This window comes from Extensimonas perlucida (genome assembly GCF_007655255.1).
GTDB lineage: Bacteria > Pseudomonadota > Gammaproteobacteria > Burkholderiales > Burkholderiaceae_C > Extensimonas > Extensimonas perlucida.
This window is the reverse complement of the sequence record NZ_VMYE01000008.1, coordinates 1-15,004: the sequence shown is the minus strand read 5'-3', so window position 1 is coordinate 15,004 and position 15,004 is coordinate 1. Positions and strand designations below refer to the sequence as shown.

Genomic DNA, 15,004 nt, shown 5'->3' with positions numbered 1-15,004 from the left:
GGCGCGCTTCTTTTCTATTCCCCCACGGAGAACGCCCCATGAAAATCCTGCTTGCCGTCGATGGCAGTGCCTACACCAAAAAAATGCTTGCCTACCTGGTCACGCACGAGCATTGGCTGTCCAGCGCAAACGAATACACCGTGCTCACGGTGCAGCCGCCGCTGCCGCCGCGTGCGCGTGCCGCGCTGGGCAAGGCGGTGGTCGATCAATACTACGCCGAAGAGGCCGAGAAAATCCTTGCGCCCGTGTGCACCTTCCTCGAACGCCACGGCGTGCAGGCCGAGCGTCGCGTCAAGGTCGGCCCGATTGGTGAAACCATCGCCCAAGAGGCCGAGGAAGGTAAATACGACCTGATCGTGATGGGCTCGCATGGCCACGGTGCATTGGCCACCTTGGTCATGGGTTCGGTCGCGACCTCGGTGCTCGCGCATTGCAAAGTGCCGGTGCTGCTGGTGCGCTGAGCGGCATTGCACGCTGTCGCGCGCTCACAGGCCGCGCTCACAGGCCGAACGGATAGGTTTCGGGCATACCTTCGAGCTCCTCGGTGGCCAGCGGCGTGATCGCCCGGGTTTGCTCGAACCAGATGTAATCGTCGAATTGCTCGGGCAGGATGGCGTGAAAGTAGTGCGAGGCGAGTTCGGTCTGCGGCCGGTAGAGCACGCCGATCGCGCGCTCCAGGCGCGGCGCGGTCAGCGCTTCGCGCAGCGCATCGCCGAGCGGACGGCGCAGCGGCAAGATGAACGCAGGCACGCCGCTGGCGCGGCACAGCGCTTCGTAGCTGTCGGCATGCGCGGGGCGCACACGCATGACCTCCATGGGGCCGTCCCACTCGGAGGCGGCGGCGACCGTGCCGCGGTCCGTGCCGAAGCCGATCAGGTAGGCACCATGGCCATAGTGTTCGCGGCACAGCTGGCCGATGTTGTGCTCGCCGCGCGCCGTCATTTCGGTGGCGGCGGCGTTGCCGACATGCGAGTTGTGCGCCCAGACCACGGCCTTGGACGCGGGCCCGCGGAAGGCGAGGATGGCCTGCAGCGTCTCGAACATGTGGCTGTCGCGCAGATTCCACGATTCGTGCGCGCCGTAATACATGACGCGGTAGTAGCGCTCGGCGTCGGCGACGAGCCGGGCGTTTTGCAGCGCGTCGAAAAAGCGCTCGGGGTCGCGCGCGAGGTAGCGCAGGCGCCGGTCGAGCAGCTCGGTCAGCATGGCCACGGCCTGGTCGGCGCAATAGTGGTAGCGCCCGGTCAGCACCGCGCGGCCATATACGGCAGGGTCGGACTGCCAGGGCGTCAGGCAGCCGTAGCGCAGGCGCGCGATCTGCGCCGTTTCGGGGTCTTCGGCGTCGAGGAAGGCGAGCACCGCCTCGATCGAGGTGAACATGCTGTAGAGGTCCAACCCATAGACTGCAGTCTTTGCCGCGGTCTTGGCCCCGGCGGTTTCCAGGCTGGCGTTGCGCGCATGCAGCCAATCGATGAAGTCGGCGGTTTCGCGGTTGCGCCACATCCAGGTCGGAAAACGCGCAAAAGCCGTCCACTCGGCGGGCGGCAAGTCGCGCTGGCGCACGTAATGGTCTATGCGTGCGGCATCGGGCCAGTCCGCCTCGAGCGCGACGGCGTCGAAACCTTTGTGCTCGATCAGCGCCTGCGTGATGCGCGCGCGCAGGCGATAAAACTCCGAGCTGCCGTGCGTGGCCTCGCCGATCAGCACCACGCGTGCGTCGCCTATGCGCTCGAGCAGCGCGCCGAGGTCGGCGTTTTCGGGCCGGTCTATGGGCGAGGCCGCCCTGCGGATATGTTCGGCGGCAGTCGTTTGCGCTGCCGCAGCAGGCGCATTGGCCGCATCGCTGCGTTGCTCTGACATACATGACCTCCTCGAGTGGCTGCACCAAAATCCGTGCGGAAACGCGACATTACACTTTATGCTAGGAGCTTGTCGGACTTTGGGCGTCGAAAGCGAGAATGCGCCCCAGCCGACGATTCCAAAGTCCGACAGGCTCCTAGTGCAAAGTGGGGCCCGCCGAAACCACGACCGGCCCGCCCAGCACGCACCGCGGCACCGCCGCAAGGAGAGCACCCGTGATGATTTTCAAAGACCGCCTCGACGCTGCGCGCCAACTCGCCGACCGCCTCGGCTCTTACCACGGCAAAAATCCTCTGATTCTCGCGATCCCGCGCGGTGCCGTGCCCATGGGCAAGGCGCTGGCGCAGGCGCTCGGGGGCGAGCTCGACGTGGTGTTGGTGCGCAAACTGCGCGCACCCCACCAGCCGGAACTCGCGATCGGCTCCATCGATGAAAGCGGCTGGACCTATCTCGCCCCGTTCGCCGCAGAAGTGGGCGCCGACAAGGATTACATCGCCGCGGAAAAACAGCGCCAGCTCGAAACGATCGCGGCACGCCGTGCGCAGTACACGCCGATCCACCCGCCCATAGACCCGGCAGGGCGCATCGTCATCGTGGTCGATGACGGACTGGCCACGGGAGCAACCATGGTGTCCGCACTGCATGGCTTGCGCGCGCGCAAACCGCAGCGCCTGGTTTGCGCCGTCCCGGTGGCGTCGCCCGAGGCGCTCGAAAAGGTGCGATCGCTCGCCGATGAGGTGGTGTGCCTGCAGGCGCCGCCGTACTTTCAGGCCGTGGGGCAGTTTTACGGGCAGTTCCCGCAGGTCGAGGACGACGAAGTAGTCGCGCTGCTGCGCGAGCGGCGCGCACGCTGAGCCAGCCGCCGGAAGCATTCAGGTCGCAGGGCCCGCGAGGTATTGCACGAACCAATCGGCCGCGCACTGCGCCACGGCCTCTAGCGTGCCCGCTTCCTCGAACAAATGGGTGGCCCCGGGGATGACGACGATCTCGTGCGGACAACGCATCTGCGCTGCGGCCAGGCGGTTCAGCGCGAGCACCTCTTCGTCGCGCCCGCCCACCAGGAGCAGCACGGGGCATTGCAGCTGTGCGAGTTGCGCGCGCCCTGCGAGGTCGGGGCGGCCGCCGCGCGAGACCACGGCCTGCACCTGCGGGCCCAGCGTGGCCGCCGCCATCAAGGCCGCCGCCGCGCCCGTGCTCGCGCCAAAATAGCCCAAGGGCGAGGCTTGCATAGCCGGCTGCGCGCGCACCCAGCGCGTGGCCGCGAGCAGGCGCTCGGTGAGCAGCGGGATGTCGAAGCGGGTGCGCATGTCCTGGTCTTCCTCGGGCGTGAGCAGGTCGAGCAGCAAGGTGCCAAGGCCCCGCTGCTGTAGCACGCGGGCCACGTAGTTGTTGCGCGGGCTGTGCCGGCTGCTGCCGCTGCCGTGCGCAAACAGCACGAGGCCGGCCGGCGCTGGCGGCAGCGCCAGCGCGCCTTCGATGACAGCGGTGCCCGCCGGAATATGCACCACTTGCTCCAGCGTGGCGCGGCTGCCGCTGGGTGTGTTTGGCGATGGTTTCATCATGGAAAAACCTCCTTCTTCGGGCCCTTGGGCCACGGTCACATGCACAACACCGCCGCACCCTGAAAGGCGCCGCGGCGCAATTGCTCGAGCGCCTCGTTGGCCTGTTCCAGAGCGAAGCAGTGCACCTCGGTGCGCAGTGGCGTGCGTGCGGCGAGCTCGAAAAACTCCGCCCCGTCGCGGCGCGTGAGGTTGGCCACCGAGCGCAGCTGGCGCTCGCCCCACAGCCAGGCATAGGGAAAGCTCGGGATGTCGCTCATGTGAATGCCCGCGCAGACCACGCAGCAGCCCTTGTCCACATGCCGCAGCGCCGTGGGCACGAGCGGCCCCGCGGGGGCGAAGATCAGCGCCGCGTCGAGCAGCTCGGGCGGCGTTTCGTCCGAGCCGCCGGCCCACACCGCGCCCAGGCTGCGCGCGAAGTCCTGGCTCGCGGTGTCGCCCGGGCGCGTGAGGGCGAACACCTCGCGTCCTTGCGCGCGGGCCACCTGCGCGATGATGTGCGCCGCCGCGCCAAAGCCGTACAGCCCCACGCGCTGGGCCTCGCCCGCCAGGCGCAGCGCGCGATAGCCGATCAGGCCCGCGCACAGCAGCGGCGCGAGGTGCTCGGGCGCGGGTTCCTCGGGCAGGGCAAAGCAGTAGCGCGCGTCGGCCAGCGTGTATTCGGCGTAGCCGCCGGGCAACTGGTAGCCGGTGAAGCAAGCCCGTTCGCACAGGTTCTCCTGCCCGCGCCGGCAATAGCGGCAGTTGCCGCAGGTCCAGCCGAGCCAGGGCACGCCCACGCGCTGGCCTATATGCAAACCTTGCAAGGCTTGCACGCCGTGCCCGAGCGCCGCCACCGTGCCGACGATCTCGTGGCCGGGCACCATGGGCAGCACGGGGTCGGGCAGCTCGCCATCGACCAGATGCAAGTCGGTGCGGCACACGCCGCAGGCCTGCACGGCGAGCAGGATCTGGCCCTCGGCAGGCTCGGGTACGGGCAACTGCGCGAGCCGCAGCGGCGTGCCCGGGCGCTCGAGCAGCATGGCGCGCATGGATGTCGGTAGCGTCATCTGGCGATCCTCCAGAAAAAGCGAACGAACGGAAAAGCCTCGTTCATTCTGGCATGTCGCGCTGTGGGCATGTGCGGGCCCCCGGTGTCATATTTGCGTCAAAATGGCCATTGACGCATATGCATCAAGCACTATAAGCTACCTTAAAAGTAGTAAAACTTCACGAAAGCACCGCATGGCCCAGCCTTTCGACAGCAACAACAAAGAGCTTTCCCGTCTCTGGGCGCAATGGCAGCCGTCGCAGTGGTCGCCCTTGCTCAGTGGCAAGAACGGCAAAGCCGGCAAGGCCTTGCCGCAGGTCGACCTGGCCGCGTTCGACCCCGCGGCCGAGCCGTTTTCGCTGGGCGAAAAAGCCCAGGACAAGGCCGTGGTCGATTCCTTGGCCGTGGAACTCGACACGCTGCAAGACCTTTTCTATGCCGACCGGCGCTTCAAGCTGCTGGTGGTGCTGCAAGGCACCGACGCGGCGGGCAAGGACGGCACCATACGCACGGTGTTCGGCCGCATGAGCGCGCTGGGCGTGCACGCCGTCGGCTGGCAGGCGCCCACGGGCGCCGAGTGCCAGCACGATTACCTCTGGCGCATCCACCAGCGCGTGCCGGGGGCGGGCGAATTCACGGTGTTCAACCGCAGCCACTATGAAGACGTGCTGGTGCCCGTGGTCAGCGGCGCCATCGACGCCGAGCAGCATCGCCAGCGGCTCCTGCACATCAACGACTTCGAGCGCATGCTGAGCGAAACCGGCACCGTGGTGCTCAAATTCATGCTGCACATCAGCGCCGAGGAGCAGCGCCGCCGCCTGCAGGAGCGCATAGACGACCCGACCAAGCGCTGGAAGTTCAAGATGGACGACGTGGACGCGCGCAAGCACTGGGCCGAGTACCAGCAGGCCTACGCCCAATTGCTCGCCGCTACGCACACGCCCTGGGCGCCCTGGACCATCGTGCCGGCCGACTCCAAGACGCACCGCAACCTCATGGTCGCTACCTTGCTGCGCGAGGTGCTGCGCAACCTCGACCTGCACTACCCGCCCGACGACCCTGCGCTCGCGCATTTCAAGGTCAAATGAGCTGATCCGCGCTCTTCACGCCGGCCCGAATGCCCCCAAATACATCGACCGGCAAGCAACTTGCGCTAAGCTTTTGCAAGCGCAAAATCCAGCGTCCCCATTGGACAGTTTCAACCGCAAGGAGAAAACCATGGCCAAAGCCACCAGCAAAACCGAGGCACCCTCCATCCAGATCGGCATCAGCGACAAAGACCGCGCCGCCATCGCCCAAGGGCTGTCGCGCCTGCTCGCCGACACCTACACCTTGTACCTGACCACGCACAACTTCCACTGGAACGTCACGGGCCCCATGTTCAACACGCTGCACACCATGTTCATGCAGCAATACACCGAGCTGTGGAACGCCGTCGATCCGATCGCCGAGCGCATCCGCTCGCTGGGTCATGTGGCGCCCGGCTCCTACGCCGATTTTGGCCGCCTCGCGAGCGTGCCTGACGCGCCGGCCAAGCCGCCCAAGGCGCTCGAGATGGTGCGCATCCTCGTCGAGGGCCATGAGGCCGTGGCGCGCACCGCGCGCAGCCTGTTCCCGACGGCCGACAAAGCCGGCGACGAACCCACGGCCGACCTGCTCACGCAGCGCCTCACGGTGCACGAACAGACCGCTTGGATGCTGCGCTCGCTGCTCGAAGAATAAGAGCGCTTCGGCGCAAGCCCGGCAGCCCTCGCATGGTCTCTGAACCACACCTGGCGACGGGGCAGGAAGTCGAGCTCAAGCTCGCCCTGCCCGGCGGCGACGTGGCGCAGTGGGCCCGCGCGCTCGCGCGTGTGCCCGCGTTGGCGCGGCACAAAGCGCAGCAGCGCCAGCTGCACAGCGTCTATTACGACACGCCCGACCTGCGTTTGTGCGCCCAACGTGCGGCCCTGCGCCTGCGCCGCGTGACCGACGTGGAGGCCGACGTGGAGGCCGCCGCTGCTGCCAACCGCGCTGCCACCCATGCCGCCCCCGCCCCCGAGCGCGGGCAATGGCTGCAGGCGCTCAAGACCGACGGCGGCGATTCGGCGCTGAGCCAGCGCGGCGAGTGGGAAAGCCCCGTACCCGGTCCGGCGCTAGACATCGCGGCCTTACGCGCTTTGCCCGCCTGGCTGCAGCTGGATCCGGACGGCAGCATTGCCACAGCGCTGCAACCGTGCTTTCGCACCATCTGCGAGCGCACTACCTGGACGCTGCGCCGGCGCGGCGGCGCCACCATCGAAGTGGCGCTGGACATAGGGCAGATCGAGGCCGGCGAGCGCACAGAGCCGATTGCCGAAATCGAGCTCGAACTGCTGGCCGGTGCGCCTGCCGACCTGTTCGATCTGGCGCGGCAGATCGCGGCGCATGTGGCGGTGCTGCCGCTCGCTGCGAGCAAGGCCGAGCGCGGGTTTGCGCTGGCGCAGGGCAAGCTCCACGCGCCGCGGCGCGCGCGTGCGCCCGCGTTGACGCCGGGACAGCCACTGCCCGCGCTCGCATTCGCCATGCTGTCAGAGATGTGGGGCCAGTTCAGCGCCAATCTGTACGCGCTGAGCCAGGCCGACGACCCCGAGCTGGTGCATCAGGCGCGCGTGGGCTGGCGGCGCCTGCGCAGCGCCCAGCGTTTGTTGCGCCCGGCGCTCGCGCAGCCCGATGCGCCCGGGCGCGCGCAACTCGCTCCCATGCTCGAGCGCCTCGGCGCGCTGCGTGACCTGGACGTGGCCAGCACGCAGGTGCTGCCGGCCTTGCGCGCAGCCTATCTGGCCGCCGATGCGGCGCGCGTGCCAGTGGGGGCGGCGGGTGGGGTTGTGGTCGGGGAGGTGGCCAAGGAGGCGCCGAATGGCGACTTGCCGGCGGAGTCCGGCGCAGCTTCGCCGCCCGATCTGCAGCGTGCCCAGGATTGGCTGGTGGCCGAGCAAGCCTTCGCGCAGGCTGCGGCGCGGGAGCGTGCCGCTTTGCGTGCGGCCTTGCAGCAGCCGCAGACGGGTTTGGCCTTGCTTGACTTGCTGCATTGGCTGCATCTGCTGACCGAGCCCTCGGCCTGGGCAGTGGCGAGCGCCGCCGCGCCCCAAGAGAGCCACGCTTCGCGCCGCTGGCTGCGCCGCCGCATGGAGCGGCTCCATGCCAATTGGCAGCGCGCGTGCGCCCAGGCCGAGCAAAGTGGCCAGGTCGCCGACCTGCACCGTGCGCGCATCCTCGCCAAGCGCCTGCGCTACAACCTCGAGGTGCTGCGCCCTTTGCTGCCGCCGCGCATGCAGCGCTGGCTGCAAGAGGCCACGCGCCTGCAGCAGGGCGTCGGCGTGCAACGCGACTTCGTGCAGGCCGCCGTGCTCGCGCAAAGGCTGGCGCAGCAGGGTGCGCTCGAACGCGGCATTGCCGAATTCCTGCGCGGCGTGGCCGTGGGGCGCGCCATGGCGGCGCAGGAAGGACCGCAGCCATCGAAGCAGGCCGCGCAGCAGCGGTAACATCGCCCCCAGTCCAGCTTCTGCCCACCCGGTGCCTGCGCCTATGCGGCGCATCTTGAGTGGGTTTTGCGGATTTTGGCAACGGCGCGCCGATGCGCCTCCAAGCCGCCTTCACGTCATCCCCAGGCCGCAACGAACCCCTCCAGAATCGATGCCCATGCCGACGATACCCCCGCAAGCCTCTTCCCCTGAGCCCCCGACGCCGCGCAGCCGCTTTGCGCTGTACCTCGATCTGATCCGCTGGGACCGGCCTGCGGGCTGGCTCGTGCTGCTGTGGCCCACGCTCAGTGGCTTGTGGGTCGCGGCGGGGGGCTTTCCGGGCTGGCACCTGCTCGCGGTGTTCGTGCTGGGCACGGTGCTCATGCGCAGCGCCGGCTGCTGCGTCAACGACGTGGCCGACCGCGCGTTCGACCGCCACGTCAAGCGCACGGCGCAGCGGCCCGTCACCACCGGCGCGGTCTCGGTACGCGAGGCGCTGCTCGTCGCCGCCGTGCTGGCGCTGCTGGCCTTTGCGCTCGTGCTCACGACCAGCACCGCCGCCGTGCTGTGCTCGGTGCCGGCGCTGCTCGTGACGGTTTTCTACCCCTACACCAAGCGCTTTTTCGCGATGCCGCAGGCCGTGCTGGGCGTGGCCTTCAGCTTCGGCATCGTGATGGCCTTCGCTGCCGCGCAAGGGCAGGTGCCGGCCACGGCCTGGCTGCTGTGGTTGGGCAACCTGTTTTGGGTCTTGGCTTACGACACCGAGTACGCCATGGTCGATCGCGACGACGACCTGCGCATAGGCATCCAAACCTCGGCCATCACGCTCGGGCGCTTCGACGTGGCGGCGATTACGGCGTTTTATTTGATTTTTCTGGCGATTTGGGCCTGGGCGCTTGCACCGTATGCGCTAGGGGCTCCGTTTTATGGAGCGCTTGGGCTTGCGCTCGCGCAGGTCGTGTGGCATTGGCGCCTGATCCGCACGCGCAGCCGCGCAGGCTGCTTCAAGGCCTTCCGCGAAAACCACTGGCTAGGCTGCACGCTGTTCGCGGGTATCGTGCTCTCTTACGCCCTCAAAAGCTAATGTTTTGATAGCTGTAAGCGATTGATACGACTGCATAAAGCGGCGATTTCGCTTGGGAATTTGCGGGGCATGTGCTCAGGCTCCGAATTCGTCCCCGAGCTCGCGCGCGCGCTCGCGTGCGGCCTCCATCGCACGCATGAAGTGCTCGGCCACGTGGTTTTGTTCCAGGCACTGCAGCGCCGCGTAGGTCGTGCCGCCCTTGGAAGTGACGCGCTCGCGCAGTACCGCGGGTGGCTCGTCCGAGCGCTGCGCGAGCTGCGCAGCGCCAGCGAAGGTGCCCACGGCGAGCTGGTGTGCCTGCGCGGCGGAGAGGCCCATCGCCGTGCCCGCGCGTACCATGGCTTCGAGGAAATAAAACACATACGCCGGCCCCGAGCCCGAGAGCGCAGTCACGGCGTCGAGCTGCGCTTCATCCTCTACCCACAAGAATTCGCCCGTAGGCGCCATGATGGCCTGCACGCGCGTGCGTTCGGCGGCACTCACGGCGGGGCGCGCGTAGAGCGCGCTCATGCCCAGGCCGATCAGCGCCGGCGTGTTGGGCATGCAGCGCACGATGCGCTCGTTGCCCAGCCAGCGCGCGATGCTGTCCGAGCGTATGCCCGCGGCCACGCTCAGGTGCAGCGCCTGGGCGGTATGCGGGCCGGCCTGCGCGGCGGCGTCGCGGAAGGTCTGCGGCTTCACGGCCCACACCACGGTGTCGGCCTGCGCCAGCGCCGGGCCGGCTTCGGCCATTGCCGCAATGCCGTGCACGCGCAGCAAGGCGGCGCGCGCCTCGGCCCAGGGCTCGACGACCAGGATGCGCTCGCGCGCATGCCCCTGGCGCAGCAAGCCGCCGATCAGGGCGCTGGCCATGTTGCCACCGCCGATGAAGGCGATCAGCGCAGCGTCGTGAGGGGTGTCGTGGGTGTCGGGATGCATAGTGTTCACTTGAGGAAGAAAGTCGTGGGGCAGGGACCTTGGCTGAACCCGGCTTGCGTCAGCCGTGATTCAGAACAATTGCGCCGACGCCTGCATGGTGAGCCAGCCCTCATGGTCGCTGCCCCACAGGCGCGCGCTGCGCCCGCCGTCGGCCGGGGCGCCGTGCACGCGAAACGGGTGCAGGTCGAAGGTGGGGCGCAGCGCCTTGAACTCGAAGCGCTGCACGCGCGCGGCCGGCAGGTGGCGGCGCAGCAAGTCGAGCAGCAGCGTCGCGAGCAGCGGCCCGTGCACGACCAGGCCGGGGTAGCACTCGACTTCCGTCGCGTACTGGCGGTCGTAGTGGATGCGGTGGCCGTTGAAGGTCAATGCCGAGTAGCGAAACAGCAGCACCGGGTCGGGCACCAGCGCACGCTGCCAGGGCGCGTCCTGCGCCGCCTGCGTGGGCGCGGGCGCTGGGTCGCCGGGCTGCGCGGCGGGGCGATAGACGATGTCCTGCTCCTCGGTCAGCGCCAGGCCGCGCTCGTTGAAAATTTCATGCCGCACGAGCACGAAGACCAGGTCGCCGCTGCGGCCTGCCTTGTGCGTCACCGACTCGATGCGCGAGATGCGGTGCACCTTGTCACCGAGTGCCAGCGGGTTGTCGGCCTCCCATTGCAGGCGCCCCCCCGCCCACATGCGCCGCGGCAGCGGCACGGGCGGCAGAAAGCCGCCGCGGCGCGGATGCCCGTCGGGGCCGATGCCGCTTTGGCGCACCTGCGGCAAGAAGTAAAGCCAATGCCACAGCGGCGGCAGCGGTGTGCCCGGCAGCGGAGCTTGGTCGTCGCGGTCGAGCGTGGCCGAAAGCCCGCGCATGGGCGCGGCGGTGATGCTGTCGTGCAAGGTCTCGGTTCGGCCCTGCCAGGCTTGGAGCTGCGCCAGCAATTGCGCGTCGATGCTGCGCTCACTGTCAGACATGTGCGCCTCCCATTTTTTCAAAGTGCGCGCACCGAATGCCTAGGAGCCTGTCGGACTTTGGAATTGTCGGCTGCGAATGCGCTGCAGCGGCCCATTTTTTACCGTCTTCTTGCCCCATAGTCCCGCTATAGGGCTGCGAATCCGGCAAAAACTGGCCTCGCTGGGGCGCATCTTCGCTTTCGACGCCCAAAGTCCGACAGGCTGCTAGCAGCGCCGTTGCGGTTGCCGCAACAAAAGAGCATGAACCGCCCCAGGGGCGCGCGCGGGGACAAAGCATAAACATCATGAGGGCTCCAAGAGAAGAACTGCGGGCCCCCGTATGGTAGCCCGTAGCCCCGTAGCCCCGTAGCCCCGTAGCCCCGTAGCCCCGTAGCCCCGTAGCCCCGCGCGATGCTTGCAACCCCAGTGAGGGCGCGTCGGCAACCCACAGCCGGGCGATGTGCCTCGGCCACTTCGCTTGCCCAACTTGGCGCATCCTGTTATATTCGCGGGCTTTTCGGAATTTCCGAAGGGTTTCACGTTTTCGTTTTCACGTTCAGGGACGTATTACATGCCAACCATCAACCAACTCGTGCGTCACGGGCGCGAGGTCGAGCAGACCAAGTCCAAGAGCCCCGCGATGCAAAACTGCCCGCAGCGCCGCGGCGTCTGCACGCGCGTCTATACCACGACGCCCAAAAAGCCCAACTCCGCCTTGCGCAAGGTCGCCAAGGTGCGCCTGACGAACGGCTTCGAGGTCATTTCCTACATCGGCGGCGAAGGCCACAACCTGCAAGAGCACTCGGTGGTGCTGGTGCGCGGCGGTCGTGTCAAGGACTTGCCTGGTGTGCGCTACCACATCGTGCGCGGCTCGCTCGACCTGCAAGGCGTGAAAGACCGCAAGCAGTCGCGCTCCAAGTACGGTGCCAAGAAGCCCAAGGCCAAGTAATCTGGCTCAGGCTTTTCATTGTTCCATTCATCGGTGCTGTTTCCCGCGTGGCGCGGTGATGCAGCGTAGTGGCCCGAAGTGCAGAGTGCTTTTGCATGGGTCGAGTAAGTGAGAGTCCCAAAATGGCTCTCGCGGTACCTGAAAAGGTACCAACTGAAGCAAATCAAGAGGTAAAAAATGCCACGTCGTCGCGAAGTCCCCAAACGTGAAATCCTGCCGGATCCCAAATTCGGTAATGTCGAACTGTCCAAATTCATGAACGTGATCATGGAAGGTGGCAAAAAGGCGGTCGCCGAGCGCATCATTTATGGCGCCCTGGACCTGATCGAGAAGAAGACCCCGGGCAAAGACCCGCTGGAAATCTTCACGACCGCCATCAACAACGTGAAGCCCATGGTCGAGGTCAAGTCCCGCCGCGTGGGCGGTGCGAACTACCAGGTGCCCGTGGAAGTGCGTCCCGTGCGTCGCCTGGCCTTGTCCATGCGCTGGATCAAGGAGGCCGCCCGCAAGCGTGGCGAGAAGTCCATGGCCCAGCGCCTGGCCAACGAACTGCTCGAGGCGACCGAAGGTCGCGGCGGTGCCATGAAGAAGCGCGACGAAGTGCACCGCATGGCCGAGGCCAACAAGGCCTTCAGCCACTTCCGCTTCTGAGTCTGCACGTCGTTCGCTCGCCTGTCACGGGCCGCCGGCACTATTGCCTGCGGCCTTGTGTCGATTCAGGCGGCAAGAATTTTTGAACTGCCTGTGCTCGACGTCTGCTCCAGTTGGAGCATTTGACACGACACAGCTGTCACCATCCTCACTGCACTACGATCAACAAGGATCCCAACATGGCCCGCAAGACCCCCATCGAGCGCTACCGCAACATCGGTATTTCTGCGCACATCGACGCTGGCAAAACCACCACCACCGAACGTATCCTCTACTACACCGGCGTCAACCACAAGATCGGTGAGGTGCACGACGGCGCTGCCACCATGGACTGGATGGAGCAGGAGCAGGAGCGCGGCATCACCATCACGTCCGCTGCCACCACCTGTTTCTGGAAGGGTATGGATCTGTCCTACCCGGAGCACCGATTCAACATCATTGACACCCCCGGTCACGTGGACTTCACCATCGAGGTGGAGCGCTCCATGCGCGTGCTCGACGGTGCCTGCATGGTGTATTGCGCCGTGGGCGGTGTGCAGCCCCAGTCTGAAACCGTGTGGCGCCAGGCCAACAAGTACAAGGTGCCGCGCCTGGCCTTCGTCAACAAGATGGACCGCACGGGTGCCAATTTCTTCAAGGTCTATGACCAGATGAAAGTGCGCCTGAAGGCCAACCCTGTGCCCATCGTGATCCCGATCGGCGCCGAGGACAACTTCAAGGGCGTGGTCGATCTGCTCAAGATGAAGGCCATCATCTGGGACGAGGCTTCGCAGGGCATGAAGTTTGCCTACGAGGACATCCCGGCCGATCTCGCGGACAGTGCCCAGGAATGGCGCGAGAAGATGGTCGAGGCCGCCGCCGAGGCGAACGAAGAGCTGATGAACAAATACCTCGAGGAGGGCGACCTTTCCGAGGACGAAATCAAGCAGGGTCTGCGCCTGCGCACCATCGCCACGGAAATCCAGCCCATGCTGTGCGGCACGGCCTTCAAGAACAAGGGCGTGCAGCGCATGCTCGACGCCGTGATCGACTTCCTGCCCTCGCCGGTGGACATTCCTCCCGTGGCCGGTCTCGACGAGGATGAGCAGCCGGCTTCGCGCAAGGCCGACGACAACGAAAAGTTCTCCGCACTGGCGTTCAAGCTCATGACCGACCCCTTCGTGGGGCAGCTGACCTTCGTGCGCGTGTATTCGGGCGTGCTCAGCAAGGGCGACACCGTTTACAACCCCGTCAAGGGCAAGAAGGAGCGCATCGGCCGTATCGTGCAGATGCACGCGAACAACCGCCAGGAGATCGAGGAAATTCGCGCCGGCGACATCGCCGCCTGCGTGGGCCTGAAGGAAGTGACCACGGGTGAAACCCTGTGCGATCCCGATGCCATCATCACGCTCGAGCGCATGGTCTTCCCCGAGCCGGTGATCTCGCAGGCCGTCGAGCCCAAGACCAAGGCCGACCAGGAAAAAATGGGCATTGCCCTGCAGCGGCTGGCGGCGGAAGATCCGTCGTTTCGCGTGCGCACCGACGAAGAGTCGGGCCAGACCATCATTTCGGGCATGGGCGAGTTGCACCTTGAAATCCTCGTCGATCGCATGAAGCGCGAGTTCGGCGTCGAGGCAAACGTCGGCAAGCCCCAGGTGGCCTATCGCGAAACCATTCGCAAGACCGTCTCCGACGTGGAAGGCAAGTTCGTGCGCCAGTCGGGTGGCAAGGGCCAGTACGGCCACGTGGTGTTCCGTGTGGAGCCCAACGAGCCTGGCAAGGGTTTCGAGTTTCTCGACGAAATCAAGGGCGGTGTGGTGCCGCGCGAATACATTCCCGCGGTGCAAAAAGGCGTCGAAGAGGCGCTGCAGGCGGGCGTGCTTGCCGGCTACCCGGTCGTTGACACCAAGGTGGCGCTGACTTTCGGTTCGTACCACGACGTGGACTCGTCCGAGCAGGCGTTCAAGATGGCCGCCATCTTCGGCTTCAAGGAAGCCTGCCGGCGCGCCAACCCTGTCATCCTCGAGCCCATGATGGCCGTGGAAGTCGAGACGCCTGAAGACTATGCGGGCAACGTCATGGGCGACCTGTCTTCGCGGCGCGGCATGGTGCAGGGTATGGACGACATGCCCGGCGGCGGCAAAGTCATCAAGGCCGAAGTCCCGCTGTCGGAAATGTTCGGCTACTCCACCACGCTGCGCTCCATGTCGCAAGGCCGTGCCACCTACACGATGGAGTTCAAACACTACGCCGAAGCGCCGAAGAACGTCGCCGAAGCCATCATCGCGGCGAGGGCTAAATAATTCTTAGTGTGCCAGACCAAATTCGCGCAGCGAATTTGCTCTGGCACCTCTGATTAAGACAGCGTGCCGGGCCGAAATTTCGCGCAGCGATTTTGCTCGGGCACCTCTGCCTAGGGCGTGCCGGACAAAAAATTCGCGCAGCGAATTTGCTCTGGCACCTCTGATTAAGACAGCGTGCCGGGCCGAAATTTCGCGCAGCGATTTTGCTCTGGCACCTCCCTTGGCCGAATTCCCCGGTCTGCGATCCAGCGCCGCC

General features: G+C 66.3%; 15 protein-coding genes. 9 read left to right on the top strand and 6 right to left on the bottom strand.

Annotation, left to right across the window (positions count from 1 at the left end; translation table 11 throughout):
- The first annotated feature begins 38 nt into the window (after nt 1-38).
- On the top strand, nt 39-461 hold the full coding sequence (locus FK527_RS08660; RefSeq protein WP_144728604.1) for a universal stress protein: 423 nt from the start codon (nt 39-41) through the stop codon (nt 459-461).
- 37 nt (nt 462-498) lie between these two features.
- Here the strand turns inward: FK527_RS08660 and FK527_RS08655 are convergent, their stop codons facing one another.
- Entirely contained in the window at nt 499-1,860 is a 1,362-nt protein-coding gene (locus tag FK527_RS08655; RefSeq protein WP_144728606.1) for an erythromycin esterase family protein, read from the bottom strand.
- 218 nt (nt 1,861-2,078) lie between these two features.
- Here FK527_RS08655 and FK527_RS08650 point away from each other — a divergent pair, with 218 nt between their 5' ends.
- Nucleotides 2,079-2,714, top strand: coding sequence for a phosphoribosyltransferase (locus tag FK527_RS08650; protein ID WP_144729368.1), 636 nt, complete (start codon nt 2,079-2,081; stop codon nt 2,712-2,714).
- An 18-nt stretch (nt 2,715-2,732) separates the two neighbouring features.
- Here the strand turns inward: FK527_RS08650 and FK527_RS08645 are convergent, their stop codons facing one another.
- Both FK527_RS08645 and FK527_RS08640 read right to left on the bottom strand, forming a co-directional pair.
- On the bottom strand, nt 2,733-3,419 hold the full coding sequence (locus FK527_RS08645) for a dienelactone hydrolase family protein (RefSeq protein ID WP_144729370.1): 687 nt from the start codon (nt 3,417-3,419) through the stop codon (nt 2,733-2,735).
- A 38-nt stretch (nt 3,420-3,457) separates the two neighbouring features.
- Complete coding sequence (locus FK527_RS08640) at nt 3,458-4,450, bottom strand: zinc-dependent alcohol dehydrogenase family protein (protein ID WP_144729372.1); 993 nt, start codon at nt 4,448-4,450, stop codon at nt 3,458-3,460.
- Nucleotides 4,451-4,643: 193 nt separating this feature from the next.
- On the opposite strand from FK527_RS08640, the gene FK527_RS08635 reads away from it, so the two are divergent.
- From FK527_RS08635 to ubiA, 4 genes are all read left to right on the top strand, one after another.
- Nucleotides 4,644-5,537 (top strand): PPK2 family polyphosphate kinase, encoded by an 894-nt coding sequence (locus tag FK527_RS08635; RefSeq protein ID WP_144728608.1) that lies wholly within the window; start codon nt 4,644-4,646, stop codon nt 5,535-5,537.
- A 130-nt stretch (nt 5,538-5,667) separates the two neighbouring features.
- Nucleotides 5,668-6,171: a Dps family protein gene (locus FK527_RS08630; RefSeq protein ID WP_144728610.1), complete on the top strand. Its 504-nt coding sequence runs from the start codon at nt 5,668-5,670 to the stop codon at nt 6,169-6,171.
- 32 nt (nt 6,172-6,203) lie between these two features.
- Nucleotides 6,204-7,952: a CYTH and CHAD domain-containing protein gene (locus FK527_RS08625; protein ID WP_144728612.1), complete on the top strand. Its 1,749-nt coding sequence runs from the start codon at nt 6,204-6,206 to the stop codon at nt 7,950-7,952.
- Between the two features lie 157 nt (nt 7,953-8,109).
- Nucleotides 8,110-9,015 carry a 4-hydroxybenzoate octaprenyltransferase gene (ubiA, locus tag FK527_RS08620; protein ID WP_144728614.1) on the top strand — a complete coding sequence of 302 codons (906 nt, stop codon included), beginning with the start codon at nt 8,110-8,112 and terminating at the stop codon, nt 9,013-9,015.
- A gap of 75 nt (nt 9,016-9,090) precedes the next feature.
- On the opposite strand, the gene proC is transcribed toward ubiA, so the two are convergent.
- Complete coding sequence (proC, locus tag FK527_RS08615) at nt 9,091-9,933, bottom strand: pyrroline-5-carboxylate reductase (RefSeq protein ID WP_144728616.1); 843 nt, start codon at nt 9,931-9,933, stop codon at nt 9,091-9,093.
- A gap of 69 nt (nt 9,934-10,002) precedes the next feature.
- Nucleotides 10,003-10,887 (bottom strand): HTD2 family dehydratase, encoded by an 885-nt coding sequence (locus FK527_RS08610; protein ID WP_144728618.1) that lies wholly within the window; start codon nt 10,885-10,887, stop codon nt 10,003-10,005.
- A gap of 550 nt (nt 10,888-11,437) precedes the next feature.
- On the opposite strand from FK527_RS08610, the gene rpsL reads away from it, so the two are divergent.
- The 3 genes from rpsL (at nt 11,438) to fusA (ending at nt 14,748) form a co-directional block, all read left to right on the top strand.
- On the top strand, nt 11,438-11,815 hold the full coding sequence (gene rpsL / locus FK527_RS08605; protein ID WP_144728620.1) for a 30S ribosomal protein S12: 378 nt from the start codon (nt 11,438-11,440) through the stop codon (nt 11,813-11,815).
- A gap of 177 nt (nt 11,816-11,992) precedes the next feature.
- The gene (gene rpsG / locus FK527_RS08600) at nt 11,993-12,466 is read left to right on the top strand and encodes a 30S ribosomal protein S7 (RefSeq protein ID WP_144728622.1); all 474 of its coding nucleotides are present in this window, start codon (nt 11,993-11,995) and stop codon (nt 12,464-12,466) included.
- 179 nt (nt 12,467-12,645) lie between these two features.
- Entirely contained in the window at nt 12,646-14,748 is a 2,103-nt protein-coding gene (fusA, locus tag FK527_RS08595; RefSeq protein WP_144728624.1) for an elongation factor G, read from the top strand.
- 3 nt (nt 14,749-14,751) lie between these two features.
- Here fusA and FK527_RS17350 read toward each other — a convergent pair.
- The coding region (locus FK527_RS17350) for a hypothetical protein (protein WP_222116144.1) at nt 14,752-15,004 on the bottom strand (253 nt) is incomplete at its 5' end.